Annotated in this window: 15 protein-coding genes and 1 tRNA gene; 13 read left to right on the plus strand and 3 right to left on the minus strand. The window is 71.0% G+C overall.

The window, feature by feature from the left end; all coding sequences use genetic code 11:
* Positions 1 to 12: 12 nt before the first annotated feature.
* Positions 13 to 85 (minus strand) — tRNA-Thr (locus tag AB0M80_RS11635).
* Positions 86 to 264: 179 nt separating this feature from the next.
* On the opposite strand from AB0M80_RS11635, the gene AB0M80_RS11640 reads away from it, so the two are divergent.
* The 8 genes from AB0M80_RS11640 (at position 265) to AB0M80_RS11675 (ending at position 10,226) form a co-directional block, all read left to right on the plus strand.
* Positions 265 to 1,764 (plus strand): threonine/serine exporter family protein, encoded by a 1,500-nt coding sequence (locus AB0M80_RS11640; RefSeq protein WP_364562368.1) that lies wholly within the window; start codon positions 265 to 267, stop codon positions 1,762 to 1,764.
* Positions 1,765 to 1,846: 82 nt separating this feature from the next.
* A complete protein-coding gene (locus AB0M80_RS11645; protein ID WP_364562371.1) occupies positions 1,847 to 3,289 on the plus strand; it encodes a trehalose-6-phosphate synthase in 1,443 nt (480 codons plus the stop codon).
* 34 nt (positions 3,290 to 3,323) lie between these two features.
* Positions 3,324 to 5,858 carry a trehalose-phosphatase gene (gene otsB, locus AB0M80_RS11650; RefSeq protein WP_364562375.1) on the plus strand — a complete coding sequence of 845 codons (2,535 nt, stop codon included), beginning with the start codon at positions 3,324 to 3,326 and terminating at the stop codon, positions 5,856 to 5,858.
* 87 nt (positions 5,859 to 5,945) lie between these two features.
* On the plus strand, positions 5,946 to 6,473 hold the full coding sequence (locus AB0M80_RS11655; RefSeq protein WP_364562377.1) for a hypothetical protein: 528 nt from the start codon (positions 5,946 to 5,948) through the stop codon (positions 6,471 to 6,473).
* Between the two features lie 106 nt (positions 6,474 to 6,579).
* A complete protein-coding gene (locus tag AB0M80_RS11660) occupies positions 6,580 to 7,146 on the plus strand; it encodes a helix-turn-helix domain-containing protein (RefSeq protein ID WP_364562379.1) in 567 nt (188 codons plus the stop codon).
* A 48-nt stretch (positions 7,147 to 7,194) separates the two neighbouring features.
* Positions 7,195 to 8,475: an alpha/beta fold hydrolase gene (locus AB0M80_RS11665; RefSeq protein ID WP_364563624.1), complete on the plus strand. Its 1,281-nt coding sequence runs from the start codon at positions 7,195 to 7,197 to the stop codon at positions 8,473 to 8,475.
* Positions 8,476 to 8,521: 46 nt separating this feature from the next.
* The gene (locus tag AB0M80_RS11670) at positions 8,522 to 9,115 is read left to right on the plus strand and encodes a sigma-70 family RNA polymerase sigma factor (RefSeq protein ID WP_364562382.1); all 594 of its coding nucleotides are present in this window, start codon (positions 8,522 to 8,524) and stop codon (positions 9,113 to 9,115) included.
* Positions 9,108 to 10,226: a hypothetical protein gene (locus AB0M80_RS11675; protein ID WP_364562385.1), complete on the plus strand. Its 1,119-nt coding sequence runs from the start codon at positions 9,108 to 9,110 to the stop codon at positions 10,224 to 10,226. The genes AB0M80_RS11670 and AB0M80_RS11675 overlap by 8 nt, the downstream gene beginning before the upstream one ends.
* Here AB0M80_RS11675 and radA read toward each other — a convergent pair whose 3' ends face one another.
* Positions 10,227 to 11,585: a DNA repair protein RadA gene (radA, locus tag AB0M80_RS11680; protein ID WP_364562388.1), complete on the minus strand. Its 1,359-nt coding sequence runs from the start codon at positions 11,583 to 11,585 to the stop codon at positions 10,227 to 10,229. It abuts the gene before it with no gap.
* 39 nt (positions 11,586 to 11,624) lie between these two features.
* Positions 11,625 to 12,317, minus strand: a complete 693-nt coding sequence (locus AB0M80_RS11685) for a hypothetical protein (protein WP_364562391.1) — start codon at positions 12,315 to 12,317, stop codon at positions 11,625 to 11,627.
* Positions 12,318 to 12,592: 275 nt separating this feature from the next.
* On the opposite strand from AB0M80_RS11685, the gene AB0M80_RS11690 reads away from it, so the two are divergent.
* The 5 genes from AB0M80_RS11690 to AB0M80_RS11710 are packed head-to-tail and all read left to right on the plus strand — an operon-like array spanning position 12,593 to position 15,063.
* Positions 12,593 to 13,084: a CarD family transcriptional regulator gene (locus AB0M80_RS11690; protein WP_004559016.1), complete on the plus strand. Its 492-nt coding sequence runs from the start codon at positions 12,593 to 12,595 to the stop codon at positions 13,082 to 13,084.
* Between the two features lie 53 nt (positions 13,085 to 13,137).
* Positions 13,138 to 13,752, plus strand: a complete 615-nt coding sequence (locus tag AB0M80_RS11695; protein WP_364562394.1) for a 2-C-methyl-D-erythritol 4-phosphate cytidylyltransferase — start codon at positions 13,138 to 13,140, stop codon at positions 13,750 to 13,752.
* A complete protein-coding gene (gene ispF, locus AB0M80_RS11700; RefSeq protein ID WP_364562397.1) occupies positions 13,749 to 14,234 on the plus strand; it encodes a 2-C-methyl-D-erythritol 2,4-cyclodiphosphate synthase in 486 nt (161 codons plus the stop codon). The genes AB0M80_RS11695 and ispF overlap by 4 nt, the downstream gene beginning before the upstream one ends.
* A gap of 28 nt (positions 14,235 to 14,262) precedes the next feature.
* Entirely contained in the window at positions 14,263 to 14,658 is a 396-nt protein-coding gene (locus AB0M80_RS11705; RefSeq protein ID WP_364562399.1) for a PPOX class F420-dependent oxidoreductase, read from the plus strand.
* A 9-nt stretch (positions 14,659 to 14,667) separates the two neighbouring features.
* Complete coding sequence (locus tag AB0M80_RS11710) at positions 14,668 to 15,063, plus strand: PPOX class F420-dependent oxidoreductase (RefSeq protein WP_364562401.1); 396 nt, start codon at positions 14,668 to 14,670, stop codon at positions 15,061 to 15,063.
* The last annotated feature ends 30 nt before the right edge of the window (positions 15,064 to 15,093 follow it).

Below are 15,093 nucleotides of genomic sequence, written 5' to 3' on the forward strand. Positions count from 1 at the left end.
TGGTCAGGGATGAGCCGGCAAGGGGGCTCGAACCCCTGACCTTCTGTTTACAAGACAGATGCTCTACCAGCTGAGCTATACCGGCCTGGCGCCAGGACGCCGCGCTCAGTGTATCGGGCCGCCTTCCATGATCGGTTCGGGAGGCGGGATCCGCAGGTCCTGGCCACCATGGAGCAACGTGGTGGACGCCACTGGATGATCCGTGCAACGGTCGGCGGGCGGCCGTCGATGGTCATCGGGAACGAGCGAGGAGGTGGATGGATCATGAAGATCAGCGAGCGCACCAACGGGGGCCGGGCGACGAGATGGCCGCTGCTCGAGCCGCCTCGGCAAAAGCCGCGGGCCCACCGCCCCAACCTCCTCAAAAGAAGGCCGTGGCACGTTCTCGAGGCGCCCACCGGTGAACTGCCCGCCGTCGACGCCGAAGAGGCCATGGGGCCGCGGCTGCCCGACGAGACCACCGTCAACTTCGTGCTCGACCTCTCCCTGCGCATCGGTGAGGTCCAGATGGCCAGCGGTGCCGGCGCGTCCGACGTGACCGCGACCATCATCGCCATCGCCGGCGCGCTCGGGCTGCCGCACTGCGAGGTCGACGTCATCTTCACGTCGATCACCGTGACCTGCCACCGCGGCACCGACCTCTCGCCCATCACCGCGCTGCGCGTCGTGCGGAGCCGCAGCCTCGACTACACCCGGCTGACCGAGACCGAGAAGCTCGTCCGCAAGATCGTCCGCGGGCACATGGGCGCCGAGCAGGCGCAGACCGAACTGGAGCGGATCACCTCGGCGCCGCACCCGTACCCGCGCTGGGTCGCGACGCTGTCCTGGGGCGGCGTCGCGGCGTTCGTCACCATCCTGCTCGGCGGCGGGTTCGACATCGCGCTCGTCGCGCTCGTCATCAGCGCCGTCATCGACCGGGTCGGCCGGGTCGTGAACCGCTACGGACTGCCGTTCTTCTTCCAGCAGGTGATCGGCGGCCTGGTCGCGACGCTGTCGGCCATGGTCATCGTGAGCAGCAACGTCCTGACCACCGACAAGCCGACGCTGGTCGTCGCGGCCGCGGTCACCGTGCTGCTGTCCGGGTTGTCCACCGTCTCGGCGGTGCAGGACGCCATCACCGGCTACAACGTCACCGCCGCCGGCCGCACCATGGAGACCGCGCTGATGTCGGCGGGCCTGATCGCCGGCGTCGTGCTCGCGCTGCGGATCGCCGTCATGCTCGGCCTGCCGCGCACCCCGCTGCCCGAGGTGACCGGCTCGACGCCGCAGCAGCTGCCGCTCGTCGTGCTCGGCGGGGCCGGCGCCTCCGCCTGCTTCGCGCTCGCGAGCTACTCCAAGATGCGCGCCATGCTGGTCGCGGCGGCCGCGGGCAGCATCGGCGCCGCCGTCTACGGCTCGCTCATGCTGGCCCGGCTGGACGGCGTGAGCTCGTCCGCGGTGGCCGCGACACTGGTCGGTTTCTGCGGCGGTGTGCTCGCGCGGCGACTCGGCGTTACTCCACTGGTGGTCGCCGTGTCCGGGATCACTCCGCTGCTTCCGGGCCTGTCGACCTACCGTGGTCTGTACCAGATCGGGGTGGAGCCGAGCGGCAACATCTCGACGCTCATGACGGCCATCGCAATCGGGCTTGCGCTGGCAGCGGGCGTGGTACTCGGAGAATGGCTCGCCCAGCCGGTCCGCACCGGCCTGGGCAGGCTCGAGCGGCGGTTCGCCGGACCACGCATGGCTGGTCCGCTCGAACCGACCGAACGAAGCTTGGAGTAACCCAGAGGTCACGGACTGTTCATCGCGCACGCGATAGGGTTTCACTCTGGGGCCGCGACCCAGGACGCGAGGAGCAGGCGACGTGAGTGGAAAGACGGACGACGGTAACCAGGCCGATTTCGTCGTGGTGGCGAACCGCCTACCGGTGGACCTCGAACGCACGACGGACGGCGAGCGTCGCTGGACGGCCAGCCCGGGCGGGCTGGTGTCCGCGCTGGAGCCGTTCCTGCGCTCGCGCAAGGGCGCCTGGGTGGGCTGGCCGGGCGTCCCCGACGTCGACGTCGACGAGTTCGACGACGACGGCCTGGTGCTGCACCCGGTTTCGTTGAGCGCCGACGAAGTCCGCGACTACTACGAAGGTTTCTCCAACGCGACGCTCTGGCCGCTCTACCACGACGTCGTCGAGCGCCCGGTGTTCGACCGGGTGTGGTGGAACAGCTACGTCAAGGTCAACCGCCGGTTCGCCCAGGCCAGCGCCGAGGTCGCCGCCCAGGGCGCGACCGTCTGGATCCAGGACTACCAGCTCCAGCTGGTGCCGGCCATGCTGCGCGAGCTGCGACCGGACCTGCGCATCGGCTTCTTCCTGCACATCCCGTTCCCGCCGGTCGAGCTGTTCATGCAGATGCCGTGGCGCGCCGCGCTCATCCGCGGCCTCACCGGCGCGGACCTCGTCGGCTTCCACCGCCCCGGCGGGGCGCAGAACTTCCTCTGGCTGTGCCGCCAGCTGATCGGCCTCGAGTCGACGCGCGGTGCGGTCGGCGTCCGGTCGCGGCCGGGCACCATGCAGGTCGGCGACCGGACCGTGCGGGTCGGCGCGTTCCCGATCTCCATCGACGCCGCCGGGCTCGACACCCTCTCCCGCACCAAGGGCGTCCAGGAGCGGGCCGCCCAGCTGCGGCGCGACCTCGGCAACCCCAAGACGGTCCTGCTCGGCGTCGACCGGCTCGACTACACCAAGGGCATCGACCTGCGGCTGCAGGCGCTGCACGAGCTGCTGCACGAGGGCCGGCTGCAGCCGGACGACGTCACGTTCGTCCAGCTGGCCACCCCCAGCCGCGAGCGCGTCGAGCACTACCAGCGGATGCGCGGCGAGATCGAGCAGATGGTCGGGCGGATCAACGGCGAGTTCTCCCGCGTCGGTCACCCGGTCGTGCACTACCTGCACCAGTCGGTGGACCGCACCGAGCTCGCCGCCTTCTTCTCGGCTGCTGACGTCATGGTCGTGACCCCCCTGCGCGACGGCATGAACCTCGTTTGCAAGGAGTACGTCGCCACACGCCACGACCTGGGCGGTGCGCTGGTCCTTTCCGAGTTCGCCGGTGCGGCCGCCGAGCTCTCTAGCGCATTCCTCGTCAACCCCCACGACCTGGACGGGGTGAAGGATGCTCTAGTGGCTGCCATTACGCTCGACCCGGCTGAGGGCCGTCGCCGGATGCGCGCCATGCGTCGCCAGGTCCTCACGCATGACGTCGACCGTTGGGCGCGCTCGTTCTTGCAGGCGCTGGGTGCCGAGGGGGTCGACTGACGTCCAGACCCATTGCATGAGCTCCTGAGGAGGAGTGTTGACTGCCGAGGCCCTGCCCGCCGAGCTACGGCGCGCGATCGTGCAGATCGCCCGTACTCCGCGTCTGCTGGTCGCCTGCGACTACGACGGCACGCTGGCACCCATCACGCTCAACCCGGACGAGGCCCGCCCGCTGCCCGAGTCCGTCGGGGCCCTCAGATCGCTCGCCGGTCTGCACGAGACCACCACGGCGGTCATCTCCGGCCGCGCCCTGCGTGACCTCGCCACGCTCTCGCGGCTGCCGGCCGAGGTGAACCTCGTCGGCAGCCACGGCTCGGAGTTCGACATCGGCTTCATCCACGCCCTCGACGAGAAGGCGCGGGAGCTGCACCGTCGGCTGGAGTCGGAGCTCGAACAACTCGTGCTGGACGTCCCGGGGGTGTCGCTGGAGGTCAAGCCCGCCAGCATCGCGGTGCACGTGCGCCGCGCCGAGCACGAGGCGGGCCGCCGCGTGCTCGCGGCCGTCCACTCCGGACCGTCCACCTGGGAGGGCGTGTCGACCACCGACGGCAAGGAGGTGGTCGAGCTGGCGGTCGTCCAAACGGACAAAGGCCGCGCGCTGGACATCCTGCGCCACCAGGTCGGCGCCACGGCGGCGATCTTCCTCGGCGACGACGTCACCGACGAGAAGGCCTTCGCCCGTCTGTCCGGCCCGGACCTGGGCATCAAGGTCGGCGACGGCGAGACCCTCGCCGCGTTCCGCGTGCCCGACACCGTGGACGTCGCGCTGGTGCTCGGCTTCCTCCTGGAGGAGCGGCGCAACTGGCTCTACGGCGAGTCGGCGCCGCCGATCGAGCGGCTGTCGATGCTGGCCAACGAGCGGTCGGTCGCACTGCTCACTCCGGACGCCAAGCTGACCTGGCTGTGCCACCCCGGCCCGGACGCGCCCGCGGTGTTCGCCGACCTGCTCGGCGGCGAGGGCGCGGGGCACTTCTCCATCAAGCCGCACCGCAACGGCCTCCCGCTCGGCCAGCGCTACCTGCCGAACACGATGACGGTCGAGACGCGCTGGTCGCGCCTGCTCGTCACCGACTACCTCGAGCCGGAAAGCGCCCCGCACCGGACGGACCTGGTGCGCGTCATCTCCGGCGAGGCGATGGCGGACGTCAAGTTCGCGCCGCGCCCCGAGTTCGGTGGCGTGCCGGTGAAACTGGAGATCGTCGAAGGCGGCGTGCGGGTGCTCGGCACGTCGGAGCCGTTCGTGCTGTACTCGCCCGGCGTCGAATGGAGCATCACCTCGGACGGCATGCACGACACCGCGGTCGCGGTCGTGCAGCCGACGCCGACCCGGCCGGTGGTGCTGGAGCTGCGCTGCGGCACCACGGACCTCGGCGCGCACGAACTGTCCGAAGTGGAACGCCGGGACCGCGCGGGCCGCTACTGGAGCGAGTGGACGTCGAAGCTGCAGCTCCCGGCGGTGCAGACCGAGCTGGTGCTGCGCTCGGCGCTGACGCTGCGCGGCCTGGTCAACACCGACACCGGCGGGGTGCTCGCCGCGGCGACGTCGTCGCTGCCGGAGGAGATCGGCGGCGTCCGCAACTGGGACTACCGCTACTGCTGGATCCGCGACGCCGCGATGACCGTGCGGGAGCTCGTGCACCTGGGCTCGCTCGAAGAGGCCGAGGGCTACCTGCGCTGGCTGCACGGCGTGCTCGCCACGCTGGCCGGCCCGGAGCGGCTGCACCCGCTGTACACCCTCGCCGGCAGCGTCATCGGCGCCGAAGCGGTGATCGAGTCGCTGCCCGGTTACGCCGGTTCCCGCCCGGTCCGGGTCGGCAACCTGGCGAACCACCAGGTGCAGCTGGACGTCTTCGGCCCGGTCGTGGAGCTCGTGCAGACCCTGGCCGCGGCGCGTGGCGAGCTGCGCGACGAGGACTGGCAGATGGTGCGCGCGATGGCGGAAGCCGTGACGCGGCGCTGGAACGAGCCGGACCACGGGATCTGGGAGGAGCGGCACGTGCCGCGCCACCGGGTCTACTCGCGGGTCATGTGCTGGGTGACGATCGACCGCGCGATCAAGCTCGGCGAGCAGTACGGCCGGGGCGTCCCCGGCGCGTGGCCGTCGCTGCGCGACGAGATCAAGCACGACGTCCTCACGCACGGCTGGAACGACGAGGTCCAGGCGTTCACCACGGCCTACGACGGCACGGACCTGGACGCGGCGTCGCTGTTCGTCGGGCTCACCGGGCTGATCGACCCGGCGGACGAGCGCTTCCAGCAGACGGTGACCGCGATCGAGGCGGAGCTGCGCAGTGGGTCCACTGTGTACCGTTACCGCCGCGACGACGGCCTGCCGGGCGGTGAGGGCGGCTTCCACATCTGCGCGGCGTGGCTGATCGAGGCGTACCTGCTCACCGGGCGGCGCACCGAGGCGCAGGAGCTGTTCGACCAGATCGTCGCGGCGGCCGGCCCGACCGGCCTGCTGCCGGAGCAGTACGACCCGATCGCGGAACGGTCCCTGGGGAACCATCCGCAGGCGTATTCCCACATCGGGCTCATCCGGTGCGCCAACTTGCTGGCGGCGAGTTAGCCCTTTCGGTCCGAATCTCCGTGAAGGCCACCGTGCGGAACTCCGCGTTCCTTATGGTGGCCTTCACGGCGTTCGGAGGTGAGACGGGTGCAGGGGACGTTCGGCCAGGTCGAGTTCGTACCGCTGCCGCCCCGGTTCGCCGCCCGGGTGCGGTGGGGGTCGGTGGTCGTCGGGTGCTCGATGATCACCGGGGTGGTGCTGCTGTTCGGGCTGACGACGTTCCTGCAGGGCATCGTCCACGGCCACGCCTTCCCGGACACGCTGCTGGGGAAGGCCGCGGCCGTCCTGCCGCCGCTGGCGGTCCTGGCGCTGGCCGTGCTGGTGCTGACGTGCCGCCGGTGCCTGCGCGGCGACTACCTCGTGGTGGCCAGCGCCGCGGCGACGCGCAACGCGCTGCTGTTCACGTATTTGCTGACGCTGGTGCTGATCCTCGGTTCCTTCGCGGTGCCGATCGTGTTCCGGGTTTGGCGCGACACCCCTGAGCTGCGGGCGCCGGACCTGCTCACGGTGTGCTCGACGCTCGCCTTCGCCACCACGGGCTTCCTGGCGGGCATGTCGTACGTGCGGCCGTCCGTGCAAACGCTCAGGAAGTTCAGCAACCACCCGATCTGGTGACGACGCCCGGATAGCTCTTCTCTCCACAGTGGACACTGGTACCCGCCCGTCTCAGTTGTGCAGAGATTTCTTTGCACAATATTCTTTGCACAGCTACAGTGGGCTCATGACCAGCGCTCCACCACCGGAAGAGCTCGATCCGGACGCCCTCAAGGCCGTCACGCACCCGCTGCGTCGCCGGATCCTCGGCGTGTTGTCGGCCGGCCCGGCGACGGCCACGAAACTCGCACAGGCACTGGGCGAGAACACCGGCGCGACCAGCTACCACCTGCGGGAGCTGGCCCGGTTCGGGTTCGTCGAGGACGTCCCGGAGCTCGCGCGGGGCAAGGAACGGTGGTGGCGGACGCGGCCGCGGGACATCCGCTGGCCGCGCCGCAGCGAGCAGAGCGCCGAATCCCGGGTGCTGTTCGACGACATGCAGCGGCAGGGGTTCGAGGACGACCTCGAAAAGCTCAACCGGTTCGCGGAAAAGCGGGAGGAGCTGCCCGGCGGCTGGCCGGACGCGTTGCTCTTCGCCCGCGGCGCCACGTGGCTCACCGAAGAGGAACTGCAGCAGCTCTGGCACGACTACATGGAGCTGTTCCGCCGGTACTGGCGCACCGAGGACGACCGGTCACCGGAAGCGCGGCGCGTGCTCGTGCGCTGGCTCGCGTTCCCGGATCCAGGGGAATGACATGACACCAGGGGGTTTCGCATGCGAAGAGGGGTTCTACTGGCCGGGGTGATCCTGGCGGTCACGGCGACGGCGCCACCGGCGTCGGCGGCGGACGTGACCAACGACGACGTGACGTTCCGGAACGGCGGGGTCACCTTGCACGGCACCGTCGTCGCCCCGCCCGGCGGGACGAAACGGCCGGGCCTGGTGATGATCCACGGCTCGGGGGAGCACAGCCGGGACGACTACCGGTTCGAAGCCGAAGCCTTTGCGCGGCAAGGCATCGCGACGCTCATCTACGACAAGCGCACCGAAGGTTACTCGCAGTTCGAACGCTCGTACTCGACGCTCGCGGACGACGCTCTGGCGGCGGTCGAGGAACTGCGCAAGCGGCCGGAGGTCGATCCGGCGCGGGTCGGCGTCTGGGGGTTGAGCGAAGGGGGCTGGGTCGCGCCGCTGGCGGCTTCGAAATCACCTGAGCACGTCGCTTTCGTCGTGACGCTCGGCGCGAACGGCGTCGAACCCTCGCGGCAGCAGGCGTGGGCCATCGAGAACCAGCTGCGCCGGCTGGGAATGGACGGCTCGATCGTGCGGATGGCGTCGTCGACGATGATGCGGCAGCTCGTCGGCAGCGACGTGTTCCCGGAGGCCCACTACGACCCGGTGCCGGTGCTGAAGAGCCTGCGTCAGCCGGTGCTCGGGTTGTGGGGCGCGAAGGACGTCCTGACGCCGCCGGGAGAGGCCGTCCGGATCTTCCGGGATTCCCTGGCCCGCTACACGTTGCGGGTCTTCCCGGACGCCCAGCACCAGCTGCGGCGGACCACGGACGGGTTCGACAAGCTGCCCGGTTACGCGCCGGGCTACCTGGAGCTGGTGGGCAGCTGGGTGAACCACCCGCCGTCCGCGCCCACCGCCGACGCACCTCCGGCGCAGGACCGGACGAGCGTGGAGCTCACGCCGCTGAGCTGGTACGAGGCGACCTGGCTCCAGCTCGCCGTGCTGGCGCTGCTGCTGGTGGCGTTCGCCTCCTACCCGCTGCTCCGGCGACGCGGCGGCGGAACCCGGGCGGCGCGCTGGCTGGCGGGGACGGGATTGCTCGCCCTGCTCGGCTTCCTGGTCGTCGACGTGCTGATCCAGGTGACCATGGGCAAGGGACTGGGCCCGGTTCTCGCGGGTCGTCCGTTGCCGTGGCTGGCGCTGCAGCTGCTCTCGGTGGGCGCGGTGGCGGCCACGATCGGCACGGCGGTGGCGTGGTGGCGGAACCGCGGCCTCCGGCTCGGCGTGCTCCTCGCCGGCGGCGTCCTGTTCGTCCCTTGGGCGCTGTATTGGGGGCTGCTGACCCTCTGACGTAAATTCGCGTGAACGCTCGCGAAGGCTGCGGGCAACTGGGGGCATGCAGGTGATCCACGAGGACCCGGAGCTCGGGGGGCACGACCGCCCGGACCTGGGCGGGCCGGAGCCCGGCCCGGTGTTCGGGCGGCTCTTCGACGCCCACGCCGCCCAGCTGCGCCGGTACCTGGCCCGCCGGGTCGGCGCCGAACCGGCGAACGACCTCGTCGCCGAGACGTTCCTGGTCGCGTTGCGCCGGCGCGAGAGCTACCGGCCGGAGCTGGGCACGGCCCGGTCGTGGCTCTACGGCATCGCCACCAACCTGCTGCGCCACCACGTGCGGTCCGAACTGCGCGGGCTGCAGGCCACCGCACGGCTGGCGCGGACCGGCGAAGCCAGCCACGGGGGCCACGACGGCCGCGTCGCCGAGCGGGTCGACGCCCAGGCGCGCGCGGCCCAGCTGGCCGGCGCGCTGGCCCGGCTCAGCCCGGCCGACCGCGACACGCTGCTGCTCGTGTCGTGGGCCGGGCTGGAGCCGGCCGAAGTCGCCGAAGCCCTCGGTATCCCCCCGGGTACCGTCCGGTCCCGGCTGCACCGGATCAGACGCTGGCTCAGGACGACCGCCCCGGCCCAAGAGGAGGTGCAGGACCTTGCGTGAAGACAACGTCCGGAAGATCTGGTCCGAAGCCGAACTCGACGCGGCACTCGACGACCTGAACAACGACGACGTCGACGAGGACAACGGGCTCGCCTTCGCCCGCGCGTCCCTGCTCGCGGCGGCCGGCGTCGTGGAGGCTCCCCCCGCCGAACCGCGCCGGACCGGGGCGTGGCGGTGGCTCGCGGTGGCCGCGGCCGTCGTCACCCTGGTGGGCGGGCTCGGGGTGGCCGCTGCCCTGTGGACTCCGGACGCGCCGGAGCCGTCGCGGCCCGCGGCGGCACTGTCCGACCTCGATCGTCCGCTGGCGCCCGGCGAGTTCCGCTACGCGCAGGCGTCCGGCTGGACGTACGAGTACGTCAGCGGGTTCGCGGCCAAACTCCAGCGACGGGTCGAGCTGTGGATCCCGGCCGATCCCACCGAGGTGTGGCACCGGCGCACGACGTTGACGCGCGCGGCGGGAGGGCCGGACCGCGATCAGACCGCCGGACCGCTCCCCGGGCCCGTCGACGAGTACGGCCCGGGCGGCGTGTTCCCCGACCACCCCGACTTTTCCGGACAGAACAAGCCGACCTGGAACACGCCCTTCGTGAACTGGCTGCGCCCGGACGCGGCGTTCGTCGCCTCGCTCGTCCCCGACCGGGGAAAGCTGGCCAAGCAGCTGAGGTTCGACACGATCGACGTCAAGGATCCCGGGCGCGGCCGGGCGCACACCACCACGGAGACGCTGGACATGGTCCGGAGCGCGCTGGAGATCGGCCTGCTCCGGCCGGACGTCCGGTTCGCGCTGCGCGACGCGCTCGCCGGCATCCCGGGCATCGTCGTCTTTCCCGGCCGGACGACCCCGGACGGCGGGCCGGCCACCGTCTACGTGGCCAAGGACACCGGCAGGCGGCTGTTCCTCGACCCGGCGACCGCGCGACTGCTGGCCGCGGACCGGGGACCGAGCCCGGCGATCACCGGCGACATCAACATGCCGCAGACCACGATCCCGCTGCCGCCGAGCTCCGTGAACATGCCGAAAACCACGCCAATGCAGGTTCCCCTTGCCCCGCAGCGGCTCGACGCCCCGGACACCGAGTACTCCTACGCCATCACGCGGACCTCGGGGTGATCAGCGCGCGTGGCCGGCCGCGTTCAGCGCGTCCGCGACGTTCGCCACCTCCAGCACCCTGATCCCGGCCGGCGGCTTGCCCGAGTCCGGCGGCACCAGCGCGTGCGTGAACCCGAGCCGGGCCGCCTCCGCCAAGCGGCGGCCCACGCTCGGCACGCGCCGGATCTCCCCCGCCAGCCCGACCTCGCCCACCGAGACCAGCCGTGGCGAAAGGGCGACGTCTCCGAAGCTCGACGTCAGCGCCAGCACCAGCGCCAGGTCGATGCCCGGCTCGGTGATCTTCATGCCGCCGACCGTGGCCGTGTAAACGTCCTTGTCTCCGAGCTTCAGCCCGCCGCGCTTCTCCAGCACCGCCAGTACCATCGCCACCCGCGCCGAGTCGAGGCCGCTGACCGCGCGCCTCGGCTGGGGCGCCGACGTCGAGGACACCAGGGCCTGAACCTCACCGAGCAGCGGCCGCTTGCCCTCCATCGACACCGTGATCGCGGTACCCGGCACCGGCTCCGCCGTCCGGCTGATGAACAGCCCGGACGGGTCCGGCACCCCGACGATGCCTTCTTCCTGCAACTCGAAGCAGCCGATCTCGTCGGACGCGCCGAACCGGTTCTTGATGCCGCGGAGCATCCGCAGCGTCGAGTGCTTGTCGCCCTCGAACTGCAGCACGACGTCCACCAGGTGCTCCAGCACGCGCGGGCCGGCCACCGAGCCGTCCTTCGTGACGTGCCCCACCAGCACCACCGGCAGCCCGCGCTCCTTGGCCAGCGCGACCAGCCCGGACGTCACCGCGCGGACCTGCGTCACCCCGCCCGGTGAGCCGTCGACCAGCGGGGACGCCATCGTCTGCACCGAGTCGACGATCAGCATCCCCGGCTTGACGTCGTCGACGTGCCCGAGGATGGCCGACAGGTCGCTCTCGGCGGCGAGGTACATCCGGTCGTGGACGTTGCCCGTTCGCTCGGCGCGCAACCGGACCTGGCCCGCGGACTCCTCGCCCGTGACGTACAGGGACCGGTCGACCGTCTTCGCCCACTGGTAGGCGACCTCGAGCAGCAGGGTCGACTTGCCGACCCCCGGTTCACCCGCGAGCAGGACCACCGCGCCCGGCACCAGGCCGCCGCCGAGCACCCGGTCGAGCTCCGAGACCGCGGTGGGGCGAGCGCGCGCCGCTTCGACGTCGACCTCGCCGATCGGCCGCGCCGGCGCGCTGGGCGCCCCGGCCGCGACGCGCTGGATGGCCGGCTTGCCCGGCGCCCCGCGCTCTTCGAACGAGCCCCACTCCTGGCACTCCGGACAACGGCCCAGCCACTTCGCCGCTTCGTACCCGCAGCTCCCGCAGCGGTAGGTGGTCCCCTTCTTCACCCCGCGAGGCTAGCGGCGACCACCGACAAAACCGGGGACCTACTCCTTGACGTGCGCCGGCGCCGCGACCGGCAGCTCGACGGTGACCGGGCCGGCGTTCTTGAAGACGAACGTGACCTTGATGACCTGACCCGGCCAGAGCGGCTGCTTCAGCGCGGGCAGGGTCACCGTCGCCTGGCCGATCTTCTCGGGTGCGGTCGGCGTCGCGGCCGGGCCGGACGACGGGACCTCGGAGGTGGCCGTCGCGGTGAGGTTGCCCGGGCTGTTGGTCGCCGAGCTGCTGCCGGCCGGTGCGCTCGTCGGCGTCGGCGTGCCCGACGAGGACGACGGCGCGGCGGAGGACGTGGGCTGCACCTCGTTCGTGGCCTCGGCGGCCTCGTCCGGGCCGATCACCAGCGAGTGCATGGCGACGACGGTCTTCGAGCCGCCGATGGTTGCCTGGGTGCCGTCTTCGGTGGTCACCGAGACGAGTGAGTCGTCCTGCGAGCCGCGGTTCACGATGGTCAGGGTCAGCGCCGGGGTCGCGCCGGCCGCGTAGCCGGGGCCCGACGTCGGGTACTGGACCGCGGCGTTGCGGAGGTCGATGTCCTTGACCTGGGCGTGCGTGCCGTTGACGGCCGCCTGCTGCGTAGCGGTCTGGGTGATCTGCCCGGCCCCGCACCCGGTGAGCGCGAGCGCGGCACCGAGCGCCAGCACGCCCGCACCGAGCACGCGACGATTCTGCAGCCTCACGTCGCAGTCCTTCCCTTTTCACGGCCTTCTCCCCGCGAAGACTAGCCGGGGGCGATCTCCCGCGCGGAACCGGTGTGCGCCGCGACCAAGATCAATCGTCCACAAAGGAATTCCCAGCTTGTGACGAAACGCTTCCCCGCTACCTGCGTGAGCACGGGGGTCCGACGTTTGTCAACCCCCGCCCAGGCCGCTGACCTGCGAGGACGAGTCCGGCCCGCTAGGTGGCCACTGGCGGCCCGTGCTAGGATGGAGTCAGCGAAAGGGGCAGAGGACACATGGTTTTCAAGGTCGGAGAGACCGTCGTCTACCCGCACCACGGTGCCGCACTCATCGAAGCCATCGAGACCCGCGTGATCAAGGGCGAGGAAAAGAAGTACCTCGTCCTCAAGGTCGCGCAAGGGGATCTCACGGTTCGCGTGCCCGCAGACAACGCCGAGATCGTCGGTGTTCGCGATGTCGTCGGGCAAGAAGGACTGGACAAGGTCTTCGACGTTCTGCGTGCTCCGCACACCGAAGAGCCCACTAACTGGTCTCGTCGGTACAAGGCCAACCTCGAGAAGCTCGCCTCCGGCGATGTGAACAAGGTGGCCGAAGTGGTGCGCGACCTCTGGCGGCGAGAGAAGGACCGCGGGCTTTCGGCAGGCGAGAAGCGCATGCTGGCGAAGGCGCGGCAAATTCTGGTCAGCGAGCTCGCGCTCGCGGAGGGCACCGACGAGGACAAGGCTGAGGTCCTCCTCGACGAAGTTCTGGAAACCGCGACGGTCTGAGCCCAGGGCATCCCGCTCGACGGGCGAGTGGGTGCCTCTACGATCGCGTACCGATGAACGTCCTCGCGATCGTGACCGTCGCACATCATGCCTCCGACGGGGAGTCAGCTCTCACGCCGGTCCATGGTGAGGCGCTACTCACGCACACCGTGCGGGGGCTGCTCGACGTACCGGAGATCGACCTGGTGCTCGTGGCGGCCCCCCAGCGGTGTGCTTCGTCGTTTTCCGAGGCGGTTCGCGGCCTCGGCTGCCGGGTCGTCCCCGGCTCGCTCCGGCAGGCCTTCGCCGCCGTCGAACCCGAACTTTCCCGTGACTCAGTTGTACTCCTCCACGACGCTCTGCGTGCCTTCATTCCTGCGCAAACGGTGCGTGACGTCATCAGCGCGGTCCGTGACGGCTCCCCCGTTGTCGTCCCGGTGCTGCCGATGGCCGACACGGTGAAGGTGACCGACGCGGCTTCGCTGATCGTCGGCACGGAGGACCGCACGCGGCTACGCACCCTCCAGACGCCGGTGGGCTACGCGCGCACGGCGTTCCGGCCGGACCTCGCCCCCACGGGCGCGGCGACGGTCCCGGGCCACCCCGATGCGATGCGCGTCACCACCGATTTCGAACTTTCGCTGGCCGAGGCGATCGCGGCGGCACCGAAGAACGAGGAGACGCTGTGAGGATCGGCAACGGGGTGGACGTCCACCCGATCGAGGCGGGCCGCGAGTGCTGGATGGCGGGGCTGCGGTGGCCGGACGCCGACGGCTGCGCCGGCCACTCCGACGGCGACGTCGCCGCCCACGCGCTGTGCGACGCGCTGCTGTCGGCGGCGGGCCTCGGCGACCTGGGCGCGGTGTTCGGCACGGGCGACCCCCGGATGAACGGCGCGCACGGCGCCGACATGCTCGCCGAGGTCCGCGGCCTGATCGAGGCGGCAGGCTGGCGGGTGGCGAACGCCACGGTCCAGATCGTGGGCAACACACCGCGCGTCGGGAAGCGGCGCGAAGAGGCGCAGAAGGTGCTTTCGGAGGCGGTGGGCGGCCCGGTGAGCGTGTCCGGGACCACGTCGGACGGCCTGGGGCTGACCGGGCGCGGCGAGGGCATCGCGGCCTTCGCGACGGCGCTGCTGCTCGCCCGAACCGAGCCGCGCACGGCGGAATAGGAGTCACCCGGCGCCGGTTCGGCGTGATATGGCCCTCACCCTCTCGGACGACGTCCGCGCGCTGATCGACGGGAAGAACTTCGCCACGGTCGCCACCCTCGACCCGGACGGCGGCCCGCAGACCTCCGTGATCTGGATCGGCCTGGACGACGGCGACCTCGTCTTCAGCGCGACCGAAGACCGCCGCAAGGTCCGCAACCTGCGGCGCGACCCCCGCGTGAGCGTCTCGATCACCGACGCGGCGAACCCGTACCGGCACACGCAGCTGCGCGGCACCGTGACGATCACGCCGGACCCGGGCAAGACCCTCCCCAAGACCCTGAGCCACAAGTACCTCGCGCAGGACCCGCCGGCCGAGGGCGACGACGTCGAGCGCGTCGTCGTGCGCGTGAAAACCGAGAAGATCGCCGGCAACGTGAAATAGGGTCCGGCCATGGGTGTCACTTTCAACGAGGCCACGAAGGCCCTCTTCGACGGCAAGAACTTCCCGGTGGTCGCCACCATCAACGCCGACGGCTCGGTGCAGACCTCCGTCGTCTGGGCCAAGCGGGACGGCGACACCGTCCTCTTCGCGACCGTCCGCGGGCGTCTCAAGGAGCGGAACATGCAGCGGGACCCGCGGGTCTCGCTGTCGGTGTTCGACCTCGAGGACCCGCTCAAGTACGTGGAGGTCCGCGGCCGCGTCGAGATCACCGAGGAGGGCGGGCGCGAACTGATCAACGAGCTCTCGCACAAGTACGACGGCAAGGACTTCCGCACCGAACCGCCGGAGGTCGTCCGGGTGGTCGTGCGCGTGGTGCCCGACAAAATCACTGGTTACGCCGCGTGACGTGATGCGGGTCGCGGGCGCCGCTGCGAC

The organism is Amycolatopsis sp. NPDC051045 (genome assembly GCF_040682955.1).
In the GTDB taxonomy this organism is placed as follows: Bacteria; Actinomycetota; Actinomycetes; order Mycobacteriales; family Pseudonocardiaceae; genus Amycolatopsis.

Bases quoted from the DNA above. Each gene is read 5' to 3' on its own strand.
- AB0M80_RS11640 (WP_364562368.1), top strand. From the start codon at position 265: ATGAAGATCAGCGAGCGCACCAACGGGGGCCGGGCGACGAGATGGCCG.
- AB0M80_RS11660 (WP_364562379.1), top strand. From the start codon at position 6,580: ATGACCAGCGCTCCACCACCGGAAGAGCTCGATCCGGACGCCCTCAAG.
- AB0M80_RS11670 (WP_364562382.1), top strand. From the start codon at position 8,522: ATGCAGGTGATCCACGAGGACCCGGAGCTCGGGGGGCACGACCGCCCG.
- AB0M80_RS11690 (WP_004559016.1), top strand. From the start codon at position 12,593: ATGGTTTTCAAGGTCGGAGAGACCGTCGTCTACCCGCACCACGGTGCC.
- AB0M80_RS11695 (WP_364562394.1), top strand. From the start codon at position 13,138: ATGAACGTCCTCGCGATCGTGACCGTCGCACATCATGCCTCCGACGGG.
- AB0M80_RS11705 (WP_364562399.1), top strand. From the start codon at position 14,263: ATGGCCCTCACCCTCTCGGACGACGTCCGCGCGCTGATCGACGGGAAG.
- AB0M80_RS11710 (WP_364562401.1), top strand. From the start codon at position 14,668: ATGGGTGTCACTTTCAACGAGGCCACGAAGGCCCTCTTCGACGGCAAG.